15 protein-coding genes are annotated in these 17,609 nt (G+C 70.8%); 10 read left to right on the plus strand and 5 right to left on the minus strand.

From position 1 onward, the window contains the following. Window positions 1-73: 73 nt before the first annotated feature. The 6 genes from AB0F98_RS08840 (at window position 74) to AB0F98_RS08865 (ending at window position 9,066) form a co-directional block, all read left to right on the plus strand. On the plus strand, window positions 74-4,786 hold the full coding sequence (locus tag AB0F98_RS08840; RefSeq protein ID WP_357731014.1) for a DUF6531 domain-containing protein: 4,713 nt from the start codon (window positions 74-76) through the stop codon (window positions 4,784-4,786). Between the two features lie 55 nt (window positions 4,787-4,841). Further along, a complete protein-coding gene (locus AB0F98_RS08845; RefSeq protein ID WP_357731017.1) occupies window positions 4,842-5,393 on the plus strand; it encodes a type VII secretion system-associated protein in 552 nt (183 codons plus the stop codon). A 240-nt stretch (window positions 5,394-5,633) separates the two neighbouring features. Then, the gene (locus AB0F98_RS08850) at window positions 5,634-7,022 is read left to right on the plus strand and encodes a hypothetical protein (RefSeq protein WP_357731020.1); all 1,389 of its coding nucleotides are present in this window, start codon (window positions 5,634-5,636) and stop codon (window positions 7,020-7,022) included. 43 nt (window positions 7,023-7,065) lie between these two features. Beyond that, window positions 7,066-7,659 carry a hypothetical protein gene (locus AB0F98_RS08855; RefSeq protein WP_357731023.1) on the plus strand — a complete coding sequence of 198 codons (594 nt, stop codon included), beginning with the start codon at window positions 7,066-7,068 and terminating at the stop codon, window positions 7,657-7,659. 130 nt (window positions 7,660-7,789) lie between these two features. Next, window positions 7,790-8,338: a sigma-70 family RNA polymerase sigma factor gene (locus AB0F98_RS08860; protein WP_357731026.1), complete on the plus strand. Its 549-nt coding sequence runs from the start codon at window positions 7,790-7,792 to the stop codon at window positions 8,336-8,338. Then, window positions 8,335-9,066, plus strand: coding sequence for a zf-HC2 domain-containing protein (locus tag AB0F98_RS08865; protein ID WP_357731031.1), 732 nt, complete (start codon window positions 8,335-8,337; stop codon window positions 9,064-9,066). Before AB0F98_RS08860 ends, AB0F98_RS08865 begins: the two co-directional genes overlap by 4 nt. An 88-nt stretch (window positions 9,067-9,154) precedes the next feature. On the opposite strand, the gene AB0F98_RS08870 is transcribed toward AB0F98_RS08865, so the two are convergent. Both AB0F98_RS08870 and AB0F98_RS08875 read right to left on the minus strand, forming a co-directional pair. Further along, window positions 9,155-10,606, minus strand: a complete 1,452-nt coding sequence (locus AB0F98_RS08870) for a neutral zinc metallopeptidase (RefSeq protein ID WP_357731034.1) — start codon at window positions 10,604-10,606, stop codon at window positions 9,155-9,157. 164 nt (window positions 10,607-10,770) lie between these two features. Continuing rightward, on the minus strand, window positions 10,771-11,706 hold the full coding sequence (locus AB0F98_RS08875) for a hypothetical protein (RefSeq protein WP_357731037.1): 936 nt from the start codon (window positions 11,704-11,706) through the stop codon (window positions 10,771-10,773). Window positions 11,707-11,830: 124 nt separating this feature from the next. Between AB0F98_RS08875 and AB0F98_RS08880 the strand changes: the two genes are divergently transcribed. Together AB0F98_RS08880 and AB0F98_RS08885 are read left to right on the plus strand one after the other, a co-directional pair. Beyond that, window positions 11,831-12,349, plus strand: a complete 519-nt coding sequence (locus AB0F98_RS08880) for a pyridoxamine 5'-phosphate oxidase family protein (protein ID WP_357731041.1) — start codon at window positions 11,831-11,833, stop codon at window positions 12,347-12,349. Between the two features lie 156 nt (window positions 12,350-12,505). Further along, window positions 12,506-12,880 (plus strand): VOC family protein, encoded by a 375-nt coding sequence (locus AB0F98_RS08885; protein ID WP_357731045.1) that lies wholly within the window; start codon window positions 12,506-12,508, stop codon window positions 12,878-12,880. Between the two features lie 108 nt (window positions 12,881-12,988). On the opposite strand, the gene AB0F98_RS08890 is transcribed toward AB0F98_RS08885, so the two are convergent. Continuing rightward, window positions 12,989-13,615, minus strand: a complete 627-nt coding sequence (locus AB0F98_RS08890) for a hemerythrin domain-containing protein (protein WP_357731048.1) — start codon at window positions 13,613-13,615, stop codon at window positions 12,989-12,991. Window positions 13,616-14,235: 620 nt separating this feature from the next. On the opposite strand from AB0F98_RS08890, the gene AB0F98_RS08895 reads away from it, so the two are divergent. Beyond that, window positions 14,236-15,312 carry an esterase-like activity of phytase family protein gene (locus tag AB0F98_RS08895; protein WP_357731052.1) on the plus strand — a complete coding sequence of 359 codons (1,077 nt, stop codon included), beginning with the start codon at window positions 14,236-14,238 and terminating at the stop codon, window positions 15,310-15,312. Between the two features lie 119 nt (window positions 15,313-15,431). Here the strand turns inward: AB0F98_RS08895 and AB0F98_RS08900 are convergent, their stop codons facing one another. Next, window positions 15,432-15,899, minus strand: coding sequence for a nuclear transport factor 2 family protein (locus AB0F98_RS08900; RefSeq protein ID WP_357731055.1), 468 nt, complete (start codon window positions 15,897-15,899; stop codon window positions 15,432-15,434). 239 nt (window positions 15,900-16,138) lie between these two features. On the opposite strand from AB0F98_RS08900, the gene AB0F98_RS08905 reads away from it, so the two are divergent. Continuing rightward, window positions 16,139-17,119 carry an NADPH:quinone reductase gene (locus AB0F98_RS08905; protein ID WP_357731058.1) on the plus strand — a complete coding sequence of 327 codons (981 nt, stop codon included), beginning with the start codon at window positions 16,139-16,141 and terminating at the stop codon, window positions 17,117-17,119. A 21-nt stretch (window positions 17,120-17,140) separates the two neighbouring features. Here AB0F98_RS08905 and AB0F98_RS08910 read toward each other — a convergent pair whose 3' ends face one another. Beyond that, window positions 17,141-17,449 (minus strand): antibiotic biosynthesis monooxygenase, encoded by a 309-nt coding sequence (locus AB0F98_RS08910; RefSeq protein WP_357731060.1) that lies wholly within the window; start codon window positions 17,447-17,449, stop codon window positions 17,141-17,143. Between the last annotated feature and the right edge of the window lie 160 nt (window positions 17,450-17,609).

Below are 17,609 nucleotides of genomic sequence, written 5' to 3' on the forward strand. Positions count from 1 at the left end.
CGACACCCGCCCGTCCGGCTCACCAGTGGGAGCGGGCGGCGGGATGCCGAGCGTGAGATAGGGGAGGTTGGTCATGACGCGTCCAGGTGACGCCGAGTGGTCGGTGTTGCAGCTCGACTCCGACCCGGTTCCTGGTGATCCGGAGTCCTTCGAGGAGATAACCCGGGCCTACCAGGAATTGGCCAGGTCCACCCAGGAGGCGCACGACCTGCTCGCCTCCGGCAGCCAGATCGACGTCGGCCAGGGCAAGGCGATGGAAGCCTTCCGTGACCTGATCGGCAAGCTGCCCGGGCGGCTGGACGGGATGGCCAACTCCTACGCCTCGGCGGCCGATGCGTACCTGCGCTACCTGCCGTCTCTCGAAGAGGCGCAGAGGATGTCGCTGCAGGCCCTGGAGCAGGCCCGGCAGGCGTCCGGAGACCAGGGTGCCGCGCAGGCGGCGGTGTCGGCGGCGCAGGCGGCGATCACCGCACTGGGCGGCGATCCGGAGGCCGCCCAGGCAGCGAAGGACAAGGCAGCCGACGACGCCACGGCCGCCCAGAACCGCGCCGACGAGGCCCGGCAGGCGCTGGACCAGGCGAAGTCGCTGATCGGTCAGGCGACCGCCCTGCGCGACCAGGCCGCCCGCTCGGCCGCCGAGACGCTCCGGCAGTTGGCGAAGGACGCCCCGCAGCGGTCGCTCTGGGAGAAGATCGCCGAGGCGTTCCGGGCGTTCATCGACTTCCTGCGCAGCACCGTGATCCAGTGGATCACCACCATCCTGGACGTGATCTCGGTGATCGCGTCGTTCATCTTCCCGCCGCTCGGCGAGGCGATCGGTCTGCTCTCCGGCGCCATCGACCTCGCGTCGGCCATGCTCGGCGGTGACCCGGCCGAGATCGGTCTGGCCGCCGGCGGTCTGGCCCTCGGCCTCATCCCGGGCGGCCGGGCCGGCGCGCTGGTGCTGAAGTTCGTCGGCAAGGGCGGCAAGGCCCTCGGCCTGGCGGGAGACGGCATCAAGGGAGCCACGCGAGGCCTGGACGGTGGCGGGGGTAAGACGATCGGCGGTGGGCTGCCCGGTAAGGGCGCGGGCGCCAACCGTCCACCCGTTCCAGGGGACACCTCACTGTCGATCGACGTACGCAAGTGCGTCACGGACCCGATCGACGTCGCCACCGGGGAGATGGTGCTCTCCCAGATCGACCTGGAGTTGCCCGACCCGTTCCCGCTGGTGCTGGAGCGGACCCACCTCTCGTCGTACCGGGCGGGCGGCTGGTTCGGGCCGAGCTGGGCCTCGACCCTCGACCAGCGCCTCGAGTTCGACGCGCTGGGGGTGTGCTACTTCGCCCCGGACGGCACGATCCTGGTCTACCCGCCGGCACCGGCCGGTGAGGCGGTCCTCCCCGAGGAGGGGCCGCGCTGGCCGCTGACCGTGCACGGGGACGGCACGGCCGTCGTGACCGACCCGCTGGCCGGCCGGAGCACCTTCTTCCTGATCTCCGGGGCCGTCGGCCGGCTCGCGCTCGTCGCCGACCGGAACGGCAACCGGCTGGAGGTCGCGAGGGACGCGCGGCACGCGCCGGTCGCGCTGCGGCACGCGGACGGGCAGTGGGTCGCCGTCACCACCTCGGGCAACCGGATCACCGCCCTGCACCGGACGGATCCGGGTGGGCGGCCCACGACGCTGATCACCGGGTACCGCTACGACGAGCAGGGCCGGCTCATGGAGGTCGACAACGGCTCCGGTCAGCCGATGCGGTTCGGGTACGACCACGCCGGCCGGGTGACGGATTGGCGCGACCGCAATGGTGTCGAGTACCGGTACACGTACGACGCCGCCGGGCGCTGTGTGCGTACCGAGGGTGCGGACGGGTTCCTCAACGGCACCCTGGCCTACGACTTCGAACAGCGGACCACGACGTACACCGACTCGCTCGGCAACAAGACCGTCTACCGGCTGGACGAGCTGCGGCACGTGGCGAGCGAGACCGACCCGCTGGGCAACACGACCCGGTACGAGTGGGGCCGGTACAACCAGCTGCTGGCGCGGGTCGACCCGCTGGGCCGGACCACCCGTTACGAGTACGACGCCGACGGCCGGCTGCGTACGGTCATCCGCGCGGACGGCACCGAGGCGCAGGTCACGGGCGGCCGCGACGCCATGGCCACGACGATCGCGGTGCGGGACCGGGACCTGACGGTGACCCGCAGCTATCCCACCACCCCGGACCCGGCCGGCGGCCAGGTCGGGGTCGCCGAGCCGTTCGACTACGACCGGCTGCGCGCGGACGACCCGGTCCGGGACGCCGCGCTCGCGGGAAGGCGGGTCCACCGGGTCGACGCACGCGGCCGGCTCGAACGGGTGCGCTACGACGACGAGGGCAACCCGATCGAGCGGGTCGACGCCGCGGGCCACGTGACCCGCACCGAGTACGGCCCGTTCGACCTGGTACTGGCCACCGTGGACGCCACCGGCGCCCGGACCAGCTACGACTACGACGCCGAGCTGCGGCTGATCCGGGTCACCGATCCTCGCGGGCTGGAGTGGCGCTACACCTACGACCCGGCGGGCCGGCTGGTCGAGGAGGTCGACTTCAACGGCCGGGTACGGCGGTACGACTACGACGCGGCCGGTCAGCTGATCCGGTCGACCAACGGGCTGGGCGAGGCGACCGAGTACGAGCACGATCTGCTGGGTAACGTGGTCGAGCGCCGGACCGTGTCCGGCACCACCCGGTACCGCTACGACGCGGTCGGTCGGCTGGTGGCGGCCGAGAACGCCGACGCCGAGCTGGTGATCGAGCGCGACGAGGCCGGGCGCGTCGTGGCGCACACCACCAACGGCCGTACCCTCTCGTTCCGCTACGACGACCGCACCGGCGCTCGGCACCGCCGCACCCCCAACGGGTCGGAGAGCGTCTGGGCGTACGACAGGTTCGGCAACCTCGATTCGTTGGTCACCGCCGGGCACACGCTCGGATTCCGGCACGACGGGCAGGGCCGGGAGCTGCGGCGCAGCCTCGACGGCCGGGTGGTGCTCGAGCAGAGGTTCGGCACCGACCGGCAGCTCGCCGCACAGGTGCTGCCCGGCCTGCGGCAGCGCCGGTTCGACTACCGGGCCGACGGCCTGCTCGCCGGCATCGACGAGGACGTCACCGGCCGGGTCGACTTCACCCTGGACGAGGCGGGCCGGGTGCTCGCCGTCCGGGGCGCGGGCCGGGTCGAGGACTACCGGTACGACGCGACCGGCAACCTGACGTCGGCCCGGGTGTCCGGCCTGCCGTACGCCGGGGAGCTGCGCTACGACGGCAGCCTGGTCACCGAGGCGGGCGGGGTCCGCTACCGGTACGACGCGCAGGGCCGGATGGTCAGCCGGACGCTCACCGACCCGGCCGGCGGGGACCGCACGTGGCACTTCGAATGGGACGCCCACGACCGGCTGGTCGGGGTGCGGACGCCGGACGGCGACCGCTGGCGTTACCGCTACGACCCGCTGGGTCGGCGGATCGCCAAGCAGCGGTTCGCCGACGGCGACGACCCGGCCCCGGTCGAGCAGGTGGACTTCGTCTGGGACGGGTCACTGCTGATCGAGCAGGCACACACCGACGAGCACGGCCGCACCCGGGTGACCACCTGGGAGTACCACCCGGACGAGCAGCGCCCGGTGGCTCAGACGGTCCGGGACGAGCGGGACGAGGTCGCCGAGCGTTTCTACGCGATCGTCACCGACCTGGTCGGCACGCCCACCGACCTCGTCGACGCCGACGGCCGATCGGCGTGGCGCAACGACGCCAGCCTGTGGGGTGCGTCGACGGCCGACGCGCCGGGCGTGATCCCGCTGCGCTTCCCCGGGCAGTACCTGGATCCGGAGACCGGTCTGCACTACAACGTGTACCGCTACTACGACCCGATCAGCGGCCGGTACGTCAGCCAGGACCCGCTCGGCCTCGCACCGGCGCCGGATCCGGCCGGCTACGTACCCAACCCGTACGCGGCAGCCGATCCGCTCGGCCTGGCCTGCACCGCCGGCTCGTCGAGCAAGACCCCGGGCTCTCCGGGCGGGGGTACCGACGCTCGGAACCTGCCCGACACCGCGGGTTCGCCGAACCGGACGCCGTCCCCGACGCCCGACGTCAAATCCGGGCCGCCCAGCCTGGATTCCTACGTCACCAACCCGAACAAGCCCGCCATCACCTACCACGGCTCGGATCAGGTGGGACCAGATGTGATCTTCAATTCGGGCCTGCTCTCCTCCTCCGAGATCGCCAAGTTGAAGGCCGTGAATACCGGCAAGCCGGCGCCTTCGACGCATTACAACGTGGGAGCCCACCAGCACAACACGGGAGACACCAGCGGATTCGTCTCCACCACCGGCAATCTGCACGTCGGTCTGCAGTTCGTCCGCCCGGATCCTCGGCTCCCCATTGCCAAAGACAAGACCGGGCGCGACTTCCCCGGACGCCAAGGTTGGATCTACGAGGTCGACACCTCAAGGCTCCCCATGGTGCACGTGCAGTCTCAGGGCGGGACCTCGAGTCTCATGAAATATCAGGACGAGTGGGCGGCGTTCGATCGCATTCCTCCCGAACACATCATCCGGGCGATCGAAGTCAAGGGCCACTACAACGTCGAGAACATCCAGCTCCGCGATCCGAGCGACCGGAAGAAGATGGTGGATGACCTGCGCATCAATGTGCCACAGGGCAACACGGCGCACGGGCTGGACATGTCGAAGCAGGTGTTGAACCCCAACTACCGTCCGCCGAGCCCGGTGCCCGGGCCGTCCGGCAGCGGTACGAGCAGTTGACGGGACCTCGGCGGGCCAGCGAGCAGGATCCGATTCAGGCAAGGAGATGACATCGATGGTGACGACAGTGCCAGTCCCCACGGTGACCGACCAGCTGCGCCAGCAGGCGAGGCAGGCCCCGGGCAGCTGGATCTACGCGGTCGATCCGGCCTTCGAGGGGGCCGAGGATGTGCCCGGCTGGGCGGTCATCGGGGCGTTCCGGGTGGACGAGCGGGGCGAGATCGGCGACGAGTTCCAGCGGAACCCGAACTACCAGCCGACCCCGGCCGCGCTCGGGTTCCCGGCCCCGGCGAACGAGGCGGAGAGTGCGTTGCAGTTGTTGTTGACCGGCCTGGGTGGCGAGGACCAGGTCCGCAACGCATTGCGCGAGGCAATGGTCTTCGTACCCCATCTGCCGGGGGTCGGCATCGCCGACCTGGACGCGGGCCTGGACCGGCCGGTGGTGCACGCGTTCACCTCGGACCGGTACCTGCCCGACCCGGCGGACTGGCAGTACTGGGAGCGGCTGCCGCTCCAGGACCTCAGCGCCTCCATGGGTGACCGGTACCTGGTGCTCAACCCGGGCAGCGCGCTGGAGCTTCGGCTTCCCGCGTCCGACCTGACCTGACCGCCGGACGCCGCACCCACGGCGGGACGACCAGGAGACGGACCGGGCCGAACGACATCGAGAGCGGCCAGACGTCTTGCCGTCCAAGATGCCGTCGACCCGGACGGGCCCGGGAACGGGCCGCCGATCCAAGGTCGGCACTGAACCTGATCGGGCCGGGTTACGTGTTCGGGTCGTGCCGGGGCCCCGGCCGCCGGCCCGTCCGTCCATGTCACGACAACGCTGTGAGTGAGGTACTTCATGCGTAGGCTGCTCCACGCCGCGTTACGCCGGTCGCCCAGGCCGGCGCGAGGCGGGTTGCTCGCCGTCGCCGCCGCGCTGGTGATCCTGGTGCTACCGCTGGCCGCGGGTACGGCGAGCGCCGTGGAGCCGGCCGTGCCGTACTGGGTGGTGCCGGGACAACCCGGCACGGAGAGTGACTTGACTCTCCCCGGGGTCGCCGACCGGGTGCTCGGGGACAGCAAGCGCTGGCCGGAACTCTTCGAACTCAACAAGGGCCGGACGCAGCCGGACGGTCTCGCGCTGACCGAGCCGTCGCAGTCGATCCGGGCCGGCTGGGTCTTCGTCCTTCCCAAGGGCGCGACGTCCGGCGAGATCCGGATCGGCACCCCGCCGACGGCTGCCCCGCCGAACGGGCAGCAGCCCGCCGGCCAGCAGCCGGACGCGCCGGGGGCCGACCGGCCGCAGCCGACCGCACCGGGCGCGGCGCAACCGGCGCCACAGGCCGAGGAAGGCGAAACCCAGATCCTCGGTCTCCGGCCGATCACCGCGGTGTTGCTCGGTGTGGGCACGCTCCTGGTGCTGGCCGCCGTCGTACTGGTGCCGATCCTGCTGAGCCGGCGCCGCCGCACCGCCGGACCCGCGCAACCGGCACCGGCGCCGGGCTCTCGGGCGGTCCTGGACCGCGCGTTGCGGCAGCTCGCCGCCGAGGCCGCGCAGGCCCAGGTGTACGCGGCGCTGATCGGCCCGGACCGGGTGTCGCTGCGACTGGCACCGGCGCTGCCGGAGGCTCCGTCTCCGTGGCAGGCGCGGCAGCAGGGTGCGATCTGGGAGGCGCCGAGCTGGCAGCTCGACCAGAACCCCGACGACACCACGGAGTTGCCACTGCTCGCCACCGTCGGGACGGTCGGGGGCGAACTGGCCGTCGTCAACCTGGGACGCGCGCCGGGCATCGTCGCGCTCACCGGGGACCGGGACGCCGGGATGCGCATCGCCGGGGCGTTCATCGACGAGATCGGCCGTCATCCCGCAGCCGCGTCCGTGGCGATCAACGTGGTCGGTCCGCCACCTCCGCCGTGGCCGGCCCCGGAGCGGGTCCGGGCCACCCTCGATTTGCAGACGGTTCTACCGCCGTCCGATGACGGCGTGGACGCCGCTCAGCAGGGCGGGGTGCTGCGTGACCGCCTGGTGGTGGTGACCGCCCCGGTCCCGCCGGCCGAGCTGGAACGTCTCGGCGCCCTGGCGGCCGTCTCGGGCAGCACGGCGGCGGTACTGGTCGTCGGCGACGCACCGAACGCCGCCTGGCGGTTCGAGGCCGGTTCGGACGGGTCGCTCGACGTCGGCGTGCTCGGGCTCCAGCTCGACCGCCCCACGCCGCGCGGCCGGCTCGTTCCGGGCCTTCGCGGCTGACCGGCCCTCTCCTGTCCGAACCCGTCGATCGATTGGTGTGGCGATGAAGGCACTGATACCCCGTACGCTGCTCGGCTCCCTGGCTCTGGCCGTGACGCTGGTCGTGACCGGGTGCACCACCACGGTGACCAACCCGGTCGCCCTACCCCAGCCGGACGCCGGCGGCGGCACCCAGCTGCCGGAGACCGGTGCGGCGCAGCAGCCGGAGGGCGGCGATCCGCGGAACGACCTGGGGCAGCGCAGCCCCGACGGCGGATACTGGCCGGCGTCGGTGCAGCTCGGTGAGAACCCGGAGCTCGGTCCGATCGTGCTCGACGGGCAGGGCTTCACTCTCTACCGGTTCGACCGGGACAGCTCGTCGCCATCCCGATCGAACTGCACGGAAGGCTGTCTCCTGGAGTGGCTGCCGGTGCTGGCCAACGAGAAGATCAAGTTCGATAACCTCGACCCCGCCAAACTCGGCGCCGTGGCCCGTGCCGACGGCAGTCAGCAGGTGACGGTGGGCGGCTGGCCGGTCTACCGCTTCGCGGAGGACAAGGTGCCGGGACAGATCTCCGGGCAGGGCACCGACGGGCTCTGGTTCGTGGTGGCCCCGGACGGCGCCAAGGCCGCCGCGCCCGCCGGCCAAGGTATTTGACGGCGCAACAACGTGAGCAGAAATACACATTCGTCCGCGATCTCCGTCAAAGAGGAACGCGGCAGGCATCCTGGTGACCTGTGGGCACCGGTGGAAACCGGCGTCGTGGGGCCAACAGAGGGTGGTACGTATGGCGGGGTTGAGGCCCGTTCGTCGGCAGGCAGTAGCAGACGAGGCCTTGGTCCGATCCCTGTACGAGGAGCACGGGCGGGCGATGCTCGCGTACGCGACTCAGTTGACCCGGGACCGCGCGGCCGCGGAGGACGTCGTCCAGGAGGCGTTGGTACGAGCGTGGCGGCACCCCGACAGCCTCGTCAACGGCAAGGGTTCCGTACGGGGGTGGCTGCTCACCGTGGTACGCAACATCGTCACTGACACGGTGCGCGCCCGTAAGGCGCGGCCGACCGAGGTCCCGGAAAGCCCGACGGACGTCGCGATCGAGCGTGACCATGCCGACCAGGTGGTCACGTCGATGGTCGTCATGGACGCCCTCAACCACCTCTCGCGTGAGCACCGCGAGGTACTTGAACAGGTATACCTACTCGGGAGTACAGTCGCGGAGGCCGCAAAGGCGCTGGGTATCCCGCCGGGCACGGTCAAGTCACGCTCCTACTACGCACTCCGGGCGTTGCGCGATGTCGCGGGACGCCCAACCGGGGTGGAACGGTCTGCCTCATGAAATCCGACAGCTCGATGCCGGCCGGTGACCACATGGACATCGGCGGCTATCTGATGGGCGCGCTCGACGAGGAGCAGGTCCGGCAGGTAGAGGAACACCTGGCGGGCTGCGCGGAGTGCCGGACCGAGGTCGAATCGCTCCAGGAATGGACGATGGCGCTGCAAGCGGTGCCGGACGCGATGCTGCTCGACGGCCCGCCGGAGGGCGGGGACCTGATGTTGCAGCGCACCTTGCGGCAGGTCCGGAGGGAATCGACCGGGGGGCGCCAGCGCCGGGGCGTGATGATGAGCACCGCCGCGGCGATCGTCATCGCCGCAGCCGTCTCCGGCGGCGTCGTCCTCGGCCGTGCCACCGGCGACGCCCCGAACATCGAGGCGCAGCCGGGGCCGTCCACCTCGGTGACCGCCGCCGAGCCGAACACCCGGTACGCCAGCGCGTCCGACCCGACCACCGGTGCCCGGATCACCGTCGCCGTGACCCCGGCAGCGGGTTGGGTGCGGGTCAACGCCGCGGTCTCCGGGGTCCCCCAGGGGGCGCGCTGCCGCCTGCTCGTCGTCGGCAAGGACGGCAGCAGCGTGCTGGCCGGTAGCTGGCTGGTGTCCGAGAAGGGGGCGGCCGACGGCACCACCCTCGACGGCAGCGCCCTGATCGACCCGGACCAGGTCGACAGCGTCCGGGTGGAGACCACCGACGGCATGCAGTACGCCAGCGTGCAGCTGCCTGCGTAAGGCTGTAGCCAAACGGGCCCGCCCCCGGCCGAGTCGTCGGCCAGGGGCGGGCCCGTACGGTTCACCGGCGCGCCCGCGGAGCAGGGCCCTACCGATACTTCTCCAGGCACGGCGCGATCTCCCCGGCGGAGAAGCCGTCACGGAACGCCTCGACCCGGGCGAACCCGGAGGGAATGCCGCCGCCGTTGACGTCCGCAGCGATCAAGCTCCGCGGTGCGAGCATCTCGGCCACCGCCTCGTCCAGGTCCCCGGGGGAGAGCTGCAGGACCGCTCCCCGGCCCACCACGATCGTCGCCGCCCACACACCGGTCAGGCACGCCGTGCGTTGCGCGGTGGCCAGCCCGGTGAGTGGATAGCCCTCCGCCTGCTGCCGGGCGAGCGCATGCCGGGAGGCGACCTCGGCGAAGGCGGCGAAGTCCCCCATCCCACCCGCACCCTGCTCAGGGTCGGTGCCGATCCGAGCCAGCTCAGCCACGTCGAGCCCGACGGCGTTGGTGGCCGGGCAGTAGGAGGCGGGCGTGGTCACGGTCACATCGGGGCACGGCGATACGGACTGGCTGATCGACGGCCACCGGGCACCCGAGCGGCCGAAGGCGGCACGCAGCGTCTCCTGCAAGGCGAGCAGTGAGCCCTGGTCCACCGGCAGGTTGCCGGCCACCTCGCCGGTCGGCGACGCCTGACCGCTGGCCGGCTGGGTGATTCGCCGCCGCACCTCGGCCTCGTCGATCCGGGCGCACCGGGCGGGGCCGTCGCCGAAGCCGAACTGGAATGCCGAGACCCGGTCGAACGCGTTGCCGTGCGCCCCCTCGGCGTCGAATCCCGTGCCGGCGCCGTCGCGGATGAAGAACAGTGTGGCGAGGATCTGGTTGAGGCCGGGCCCGGTGGACAACTGGAAGTGCGGGGCGTTTCCCTCGGCCACCCACCGGAAGAAGTTTCCCGCGTAACAGTCGGCCTGCTGTTCCTTGACGATGGAGCTGGTCCGGGCGTCGACCGAGCCGAGCCGGAACTGCACGGCGTGCCCCAACTCGTGTGCGAGGACGGCCACCACCGCCATCGGCCCGAACGAGTCGTCGAGCGTGGGAAGCAGTTGTCCCCGGTCCCAGGCGACCGAGTCGTCGAGTGAGCAGTAGAACGCGTTCACCGCGCCGGCAGTGCTCGTGTTGCAGACGGTGATGTCCGGCCCCGTCGAGTCGTACGAGATGAGCCGGGTGACGGGGTCGAACCGGCGGTCGAAGACGGCGGGCAGCTCGTCCGCCCAGTACCTCTGCACATCGTCGACGGCATTGCGCGCGAGCCGGTCCAGCTCGCCGCCGTCGCTACCGACGGCGACCAGACCCGTGTCCGGCGCCCCGGCCCGCGGCCCGCTCTCGCCAGTGGTGATCTCCAGCCCGGCGACCTTGGTGGCGCTCCAGCGTTCGGCGCCACCGGTCCCGGCCACGGTCCGGGTACAACCGGCGAGCAGAGCTGCCACCCCGAGGGCCACCCCGCCGAGGGCGAGGGCCCGCCTACTGCTCACCGCTCGCCTCTTGCGAAACGTCATCTTCCAGCACCTTCTTGCGTCGCGGCACCGTCACGGTGCCGCGGTTCGGGGCGACGCCGGCCGGGAGGGCGTCGAGGGCCACCGGCGCGGCGCGGAAACGGAAACGGGTGTGCCGGCCCGGCGAAGAGCCGGACCGGCACACCCGCTGGGTGAGGGTCGGAGGGTCAGCTGAAGCGGACCGAGGCGACGGCGTTGTCAAAGCCGATGGTGGCCAGGTTGCTGACGTCACCGTTGATGACCTGCGACTTGCCGGTGCAGTTCGGGCCCGTCCAGATCTTCAGCGAGCCGGGGGCCGCTACGGAGGAGGCGACGCCCGGACGGGCCAGGTTCTGGCACTCGTTCTTGCCGGCGACACCCTGGGAGGCGCCGTTGTCGCTGAAGTTGGCGTCGTCGAAGAAGACGGCGCTGGTGGCCGGCGGAGTGGCCGCCTCACCGTTGTCCGGGGTGTTCTGACCGCCGTCGGCAACGCCGGCCTTGCCGCCGGTCGGGGTCACACCGAACCAGGTGCCGCCGACACCCTGGCCGAGGGTGTCACCGCGCTTGGTGTCCTTGGCGAACCGGTACACCGGCCAGCCGTTGATGGTGACCTGCCGGGTGCCGTCGGCGCGCCGGACCGTACCGACCGCCGACTTCTTGATGCCCGCGATGAAGATCTTGCCGCCCGGGGTGACCGTCACCGGCGGCCAGGTCGCCGCGCAGTCCCCGTTGCAGTTCGAGGTGGGCGGGTTGTTGCTGTCGTTGTCGAAGCGGTAGAGGGTGAGCCCCGCACCGTTGACCACCACCGGGTCGAGGTCGCCGGCCTTGCTCGCGGTCAACTGGACCCACTTCTGCGCGTTCTGCAGGGTCTCGCCGGTCGCGACGCCACCGTTCGGCACGGCCCAGTCACCCATGCCCGGGGTGGAGTTGTTGGACTTCGCGGTACCGGGAAGCAGCGCGAGGTCGCCAGCGCCCGCACCGTCGGCGGGGGCCGCGGCCTGGCTGCTGGCCGGCGTGGAGGCCTGAGCCGGGGCCGGTGCCTCCGGGGTCGAGCTGCACGCGGTCAGCGCCGCGAGGCCGGCCGCCATCACGGCAACGAGGGGCACCAGGTGCTTGCGCATCATGTGGAATCTCCAGGTTCTAGCCGGCCCCAGTACGTCCGGAGGCCGTTCGGCATCCACACGGAGCCCGCCCCGAAACGGTTCAGCCCGCTCCCGGTCCCCGTCGCTCCACATGCCAAGATCGGCCATGCCCGTGACCAACCCCTGGCTGGCCGGCCCAGCTTCCACCAGCCGACTCGACCGACACCGCCTGGAGGAGCGCATCCTCAACCTGTTGTCGTCGCAGAACATGTGCGTCATCGCCACGTCGGGGCCGGATGGACCGCTGGCGACACCCGTGCGCTACTTCCATCTCGACTTCGCGCTGATGTTCACCGCCGCCGCCGCTTCCCCCAAGATGCGGAACATCGCGGCGGACCCACGGGTCTCGATCGGCGTCTTCGCACCGCTGGTCGGTCAGGCCAGCAGCCGGGGAGCACAGGTCTTCGGCCGGGCCCGGGTGTTCGCGGCGGACGACCCCGAACGAGCGCACTACTGGCCGGCGGTTCGCTGGCAGTCCGACCACGTCGAGCGTTCCCGGTCCCTCGACGAGCCGCCCGTCGACCCGCTCGTGGTGGTCGAGGCGGAGCGCATCGTCTACACAGAACACTGGTTGCGCCGGGACGGGTACGCTCCACGCCAGTTCTGGCGGCGCGACCCGAGCTGAGGACCGCGGGCTCGGCCCCGGCACCGCGGCTCGTCCCCAGCACCGGAAGCTCTCGGCGCCGGCACCGCAGGCTCCGCGCCGACACGGCAGGCTCCACGCCGACACGGCGGCGAGGTGCGGCGAATAGGCGGGGGACCGCCCGGGTACGACAGCCGGATGACGAATCGACCCCGGCTGGTCCTGACGACCACGGTGCTGGACGCACCCGACGCCCGGGAACTCGCCGCGTTCTACGAACGTCTGCTCGGCTGGTCGAGACACGAGGACGAGCCTGACTGGGTGACGCTTCGCGCCCCCGACGGCGGGGCCGGCCTGGCCTTCCAGAGCGAGCCGGCGTACGTCCGACCGGTCTGGCCGGCCGGTCCCGGAGACCCGCGGATGATGGCGCACCTCGATATCGCGGTCGACGACCTCGAAGCCGCCTCGGCCCACGCGGTCGCCGCGGGCGCCGTCGTGGCGGACTTCCAACCTCAGGACGACGTACGGGTCCACCTCGATCCCGCCGGCCATCCGTTCTGCCTGTACGTCTGAACTGGACCTTCCGGCGGGGCGCTACGGACGGCGACTGGGCGCGTTCGGCGTCGCCGAGGCGGCGGTAGACGCGCCCAGTCGCCGCCATCCGGCGTTCGACGTACCGGATCAGGCCTTACGCAGGGACGCGATCACCTCGGCCGAGTGCGCACGCATGGCGGGAACGAGCTCCTGTGCGGGCGCCGGGAGCCCGGAGAGGATCAGGGCGACCTCTTCCGGCGTGCCGACCTCGTCGAAGAAGCCGACGAGCAGGCTCGCCCCGGCCGGCGGCGTGGTGGCGATCACCTTGAGCGCGAAGGCCTCCCACGCCTCGGGCGACACGTGCGCCTCCAGCGCGGGGAAGAGCAGGGGCTCCTCGTGCGAGAGGTGCGTGTGCAGGATGTCCCGGACGGTGGTCGCGGCGGCAGCCAACTCCCGCCGGTCGCCGTCCGCCGGCACCGGCGCGGCCTCCAGCGCGTCGAGGGCGTCGTCCAGGGCGTGGTGCTCGTCGGTCAGGGCCTTGAGCGGCTCGGAGGTCCCGGGCGCGACAGACTCGATCAGCGGCCAGAGGTCGTTGTCCTCGCTCTCGTGGTGGTGGCGCAGCGTCGCCACCAGGAAGTCGCGGAGCTCGGTGAGGTGAGCGCTGTCAGCGTTGGGGCGCGTCGCCGCCTCGGCCAGCAGCGTCGTCGCCTGGCGATGCGTCCCGTGGGTGAGCCGAGTCTCGATCACGGAGCGGGGATCCTGTGCCGTCGTCATGCGGACCAGAGTAGTTCGCTATAGAGCCATATACTGAATAAACTATCACGAGTGTGGCCTGAACTACACGGGGGAATGAATCCGCACCATCACGCACCCAGGCCACATCCGGGAAAAACACCTCCGTCGAAATACGCTCGCTCGTTCGCCGCGCCGTGGAGTTCACCGCATCGGTACGCGTCCACGGGCAGTTCCGGTTCAGCGCCCGAGCCAATGACCTGGTCAGCGCCCACCGATCGGCCTCGGCCCACTCGGCCGAGAGGATCTGCTCCACCACCTCGTGCACACCCGTCACGGCCACCTGTCGGCGAGGATTGGGATTAGCACAAAGACTCGACGAACCCGTCGACGAGAGCCGCCGTATAGCGCCCGTCACGTTGCTCAGTGCTGCGGAGGTCGTTAGCTTTTACCTGCTGCTCGGATGCCGTACGTCCGAAGGAGATGGACGCACCACTCCCGCCGGCCCGACCCGACGCAATCTTGATCACTCCCCGTAGCGGCTCCATCCGATACGGACGGTGGCGTGTGGTGGCTACGAAGCGTCACCCGAGCATTCAGCGAATGGAGTTCTCCGCATGATTCGATCCGTCAGGCGACGCGCGTACGGACCTGGTTCCCTCGTGGGGGCCGCGATTGCCACACTGCTCGGCGCGTCCGTCGCCGCACCGGCGGCACAGGCCGCTCCGGAGACCGCCTCCGGCAAGCCGGCGCCGAACTGCGCTCCCGGGACCAGAGCGGTCGGGTTCAGCGACGCCCTGGACAAGGTCACCGTCAAGGGCGTGCAGGTCGGTGGACTATCCGCCATCACCTACGACGAGCGCAGTCACGGTTACGTCTCGGTGGTGGACCGCAGCGGCACGCTCCCCGCCCAGCTGTGGTTCTTCCAGGATCCCGGCAACCCACGCGTCACCGGTTCGACCCTGCTGACCAAGGCGGACGGCACCCCGTACGACGGCACGAACTTCGACGCCGAGGGGCTCGCCGTCCTGCCTGACGGCCGGTTCCTCGTCAGCTCCGAGTCCGAGCCCTCGATCCGGATCTTCGGACGCGACGGCGTGGAGCGCGGCGAACTGCCGGTGCCGGCACGTTTCCGGGTCTCCCCCGCGGGGGAGGCCAGCGACAACGGCACCCTCGAGGGGCTCGGCATCTCCCCCGACGGCCAGTACGTCTACGCCGCCATGGAGGACACCCTCAGCGGGGACGTCTCGCCGGCGGGTGAGGCGGCCTGGCGGCGGATCCTCGTCTACCGGGCCGATCGGCACCACGGCTACCAGCTGGACCGGCAGATCGGGTACAAGGTCGACCAGGGGCTTCGGATCGCGGAGATCGCGCCGTACGGCGACGGCCGGTTCGTGGTGCTCGAAGCAGCCTTCACCGCCAACGTCGGAAACACGGTCCGGCTGTACGCGGTGACCGGCGCGGACCGGGCCGGCGACGTCACCTCGATCCCGAACCTCTCCGTCGCCGGCGCCCGGAACGTGATCGGCAAGCGACTGGTCGCAGACTTGATCAACTGCCCGACGCTGGGGGCCACCAGCCCTGAGCCGCAGATCAATCCGCTCCTCGACAACTACGAGGCCCTGACGGTCGATCGCAGGCACGGCAACGGGAAGGCCGAGATCCACCTGATCAGCGACGACAACTTCAACCCGATCCAGGTGACCCGGGTGCTGACCCTGCAGGCACGGCTGCCCTGACACTCGCCGTGCGCCGCCGGTGATCGACTCGGAGATCAGGCGAATCGGGGGTCCGGCGGACCCGGACACCCCGACTTCAACGAGTCAATCATCGGCGGCCGCAGCGGGGCACCCCGTGGTCACTGCAGCGGGATGTCGTGACCCGCGCCCCGCTCGTCCTCCGGCCGCGGCCCGAAGAGGCGACGATCGGCCGCACTGATCGGCACATCGTTGATGCTGGCCTCACGGCGGCGCATCAGTCCATTGTCGTCGAACTCCCACAGTTCGTTGCCGTAGCTCCGGAACCACTGGCCGTCGTGGTCGTGCGACTCGTACTGGAAACGGACGGCGATCATGTTCTCCCGGAAGCACCACAGGCTCTTACGCAGCACGTAGTCGAGCTCCCGCTCCCACTTCGCGGTGAGGAACTCGACGATCGCCGCGCGGCCCGTGATGAACTGTTCCCGGTTACGCCAGACGGAGTCCTCCGTGTAGGCGAGGCTGACTCGGTGCGGGTCGCGGCTGTTCCAGGCATCCTCTGCGGCCTGCACCTTGGCCAGCGCGCTGTCGAGGTCGAACGGCGGAAACGGTGGGCGGGCTTCGCTCATGGTCTTGTCCCTTCCACGGTGCCGGGGCGGGCGGCGGCATTCCCGGGACGAGGCGGGACGAAACATGTCATCGCGCGGGGCGTACATCAGGCCCTTGCCATGCACATCGACCGGTTGAGTCAGCAGGCAGGCCTGTCGTGGGCCGGATGGGGCACTCCAGCCGCTTGACGACCATCCAAATTTAGTCATAGTTTTGGACGGTCAAGAAATTGGACTAAAGTTGGCAGGGGAGATCGGACATGCACGCAGCCTGGTACGAAAAGCAGGGCGAGGCGGCCGAGGTGCTGCGATTCGGCGAGATGCCCGACCCGCAGCCCGGCCCCGGCGAGGTCCGGGTACGCGTAACCGCCTCCGGCATACACATCGGCGACATCGGCAAGCGCCGCGGCTACTGGGGCTCGACGATGTCGTTCCCGCGGGTGATCCCACACGGCGACGGCAGCGGCGTCATCGACACGGTGGGCGAAGGCGTCGACCCGTCCCGGATCGGCGAGCGGGTCTGGGTCTACCTCGCACAGTCGTACCGCCCGTTCGGCACGGCCGCCGAGTACACGGTCGTGCCGGCCGCCCACGCCGTGCCGCTGCCACTCGAAGTACCCGACGACCAGGCCGCCGGGCTCGGGATCCCCGGCATCACCGGACATCGCGCGATCTTCGCGGACGGCCCGGTGACCGACCGGCGCGTCCTGGTGACGGGCGCGCTGGGCGCGGTCGGACGCGCCGCGGTGGCAGTGGCACGGCGGGGCGGCGCCACGGTCGTCGCCACGGTGCGGCACGCTGCACAGATCCCGGCGGCGCTCGCGGCCGGCGCCCACCATGCCGTCGACGTGTCGAGCGGTGACACGGCCGAACGGATCCTGGAGGCGACCGGCGGCAAACCCGTCGACCGGGTGGCCGAACTGGCCTTCGACGCGAACCTCGAACTGAACGAGAAGATCCTCGCCTACAACGGGGTGGTCGCCACGTACGCGACTGGTGACAGCTCGCCGCGCATCCCGTACTGGCCGTACGCCTTCAAGAATCTCACCGTGCGCTTTCTCAGCAACGACGACTTCCCCGAGGAGGCCAACGAAGCGGCCGCCCGCTCGCTGACCGAGGCCCTCGTCGCGGGCGACCTGCGCTATCCGATCGCAGCGGAGCTGCCGCTGTCGGAGATAGTCCGCGCCCATGAGCTGGTCGAGGACCCGACCACCGCCGGCCGCGTCGTCATCAGGCTCTGACGACTCACCGCGGCCGGACAGTCAGAAAGAGGTGCCCTCCTCCGCGCTGACGAGGGCGTCGATCGCGTCGAAGAACGCCGCGATTCCGGGGAGGTTGGCACCCTTGGCCCGCGACGCGGCGAAGTCCTCGGGCGTCGCCCAGAGCACGATGTCCAGCCACTCGTCGTTCGGGAGGCGCACCAGACGCGCCTCGATGAAACCCGAGCGGTCGGCCCGGAAATCGGCGAGCATCTGCGGCCGGGCGCGCAGCAGATCGTCCTCGCGGGACGGGTCGACGCGGAAGCGAGTGAGTTCGACAGTGGGCATGAGGTCCTCCAGTACTTTCGTCACCACCATCGTATAGTCCAATATCTGGACTACCCACCCGCCCAACCACCCCACCCCACCACCCCACCCGGGTTGATCACGGCCCTCCCGGGCTGATCACGCCCCTCCCGGGCTGATCACACCCCTCCTGGGTGATCATGAAGTTATTGCCACCTTGCGCCCG

Origin of the sequence: Micromonospora sp. NPDC023737, from assembly GCF_040639715.1 — a bacterium.
In the GTDB taxonomy this organism is placed as follows: Bacteria; Actinomycetota; Actinomycetes; order Mycobacteriales; family Micromonosporaceae; genus Micromonospora.

What these genes read in the sequence shown, in the direction of transcription:
- AB0F98_RS08840 (WP_357731014.1), top strand. Translation starts at nt 74, where the DNA reads ATGACGCGTCCAGGTGACGCCGAGTGGTCGGTGTTGCAGCTCGACTCC.
- AB0F98_RS08845 (WP_357731017.1), top strand. Translation starts at nt 4,842, where the DNA reads ATGGTGACGACAGTGCCAGTCCCCACGGTGACCGACCAGCTGCGCCAG.
- AB0F98_RS08850 (WP_357731020.1), top strand. Translation starts at nt 5,634, where the DNA reads ATGCGTAGGCTGCTCCACGCCGCGTTACGCCGGTCGCCCAGGCCGGCG.
- AB0F98_RS08855 (WP_357731023.1), top strand. Translation starts at nt 7,066, where the DNA reads ATGAAGGCACTGATACCCCGTACGCTGCTCGGCTCCCTGGCTCTGGCC.
- AB0F98_RS08860 (WP_357731026.1), top strand. Translation starts at nt 7,790, where the DNA reads ATGGCGGGGTTGAGGCCCGTTCGTCGGCAGGCAGTAGCAGACGAGGCC.
- AB0F98_RS08865 (WP_357731031.1), top strand. Translation starts at nt 8,335, where the DNA reads ATGAAATCCGACAGCTCGATGCCGGCCGGTGACCACATGGACATCGGC.
- AB0F98_RS08870 (WP_357731034.1), bottom strand. Translation starts at nt 10,606, where the DNA reads ATGACGTTTCGCAAGAGGCGAGCGGTGAGCAGTAGGCGGGCCCTCGCC.
- AB0F98_RS08875 (WP_357731037.1), bottom strand. Translation starts at nt 11,706, where the DNA reads ATGATGCGCAAGCACCTGGTGCCCCTCGTTGCCGTGATGGCGGCCGGC.
- AB0F98_RS08880 (WP_357731041.1), top strand. Translation starts at nt 11,831, where the DNA reads ATGCCCGTGACCAACCCCTGGCTGGCCGGCCCAGCTTCCACCAGCCGA.
- AB0F98_RS08885 (WP_357731045.1), top strand. Translation starts at nt 12,506, where the DNA reads ATGACGAATCGACCCCGGCTGGTCCTGACGACCACGGTGCTGGACGCA.
- AB0F98_RS08890 (WP_357731048.1), bottom strand. Translation starts at nt 13,615, where the DNA reads ATGACGACGGCACAGGATCCCCGCTCCGTGATCGAGACTCGGCTCACC.
- AB0F98_RS08900 (WP_357731055.1), bottom strand. Translation starts at nt 15,899, where the DNA reads ATGAGCGAAGCCCGCCCACCGTTTCCGCCGTTCGACCTCGACAGCGCG.
- AB0F98_RS08905 (WP_357731058.1), top strand. Translation starts at nt 16,139, where the DNA reads ATGCACGCAGCCTGGTACGAAAAGCAGGGCGAGGCGGCCGAGGTGCTG.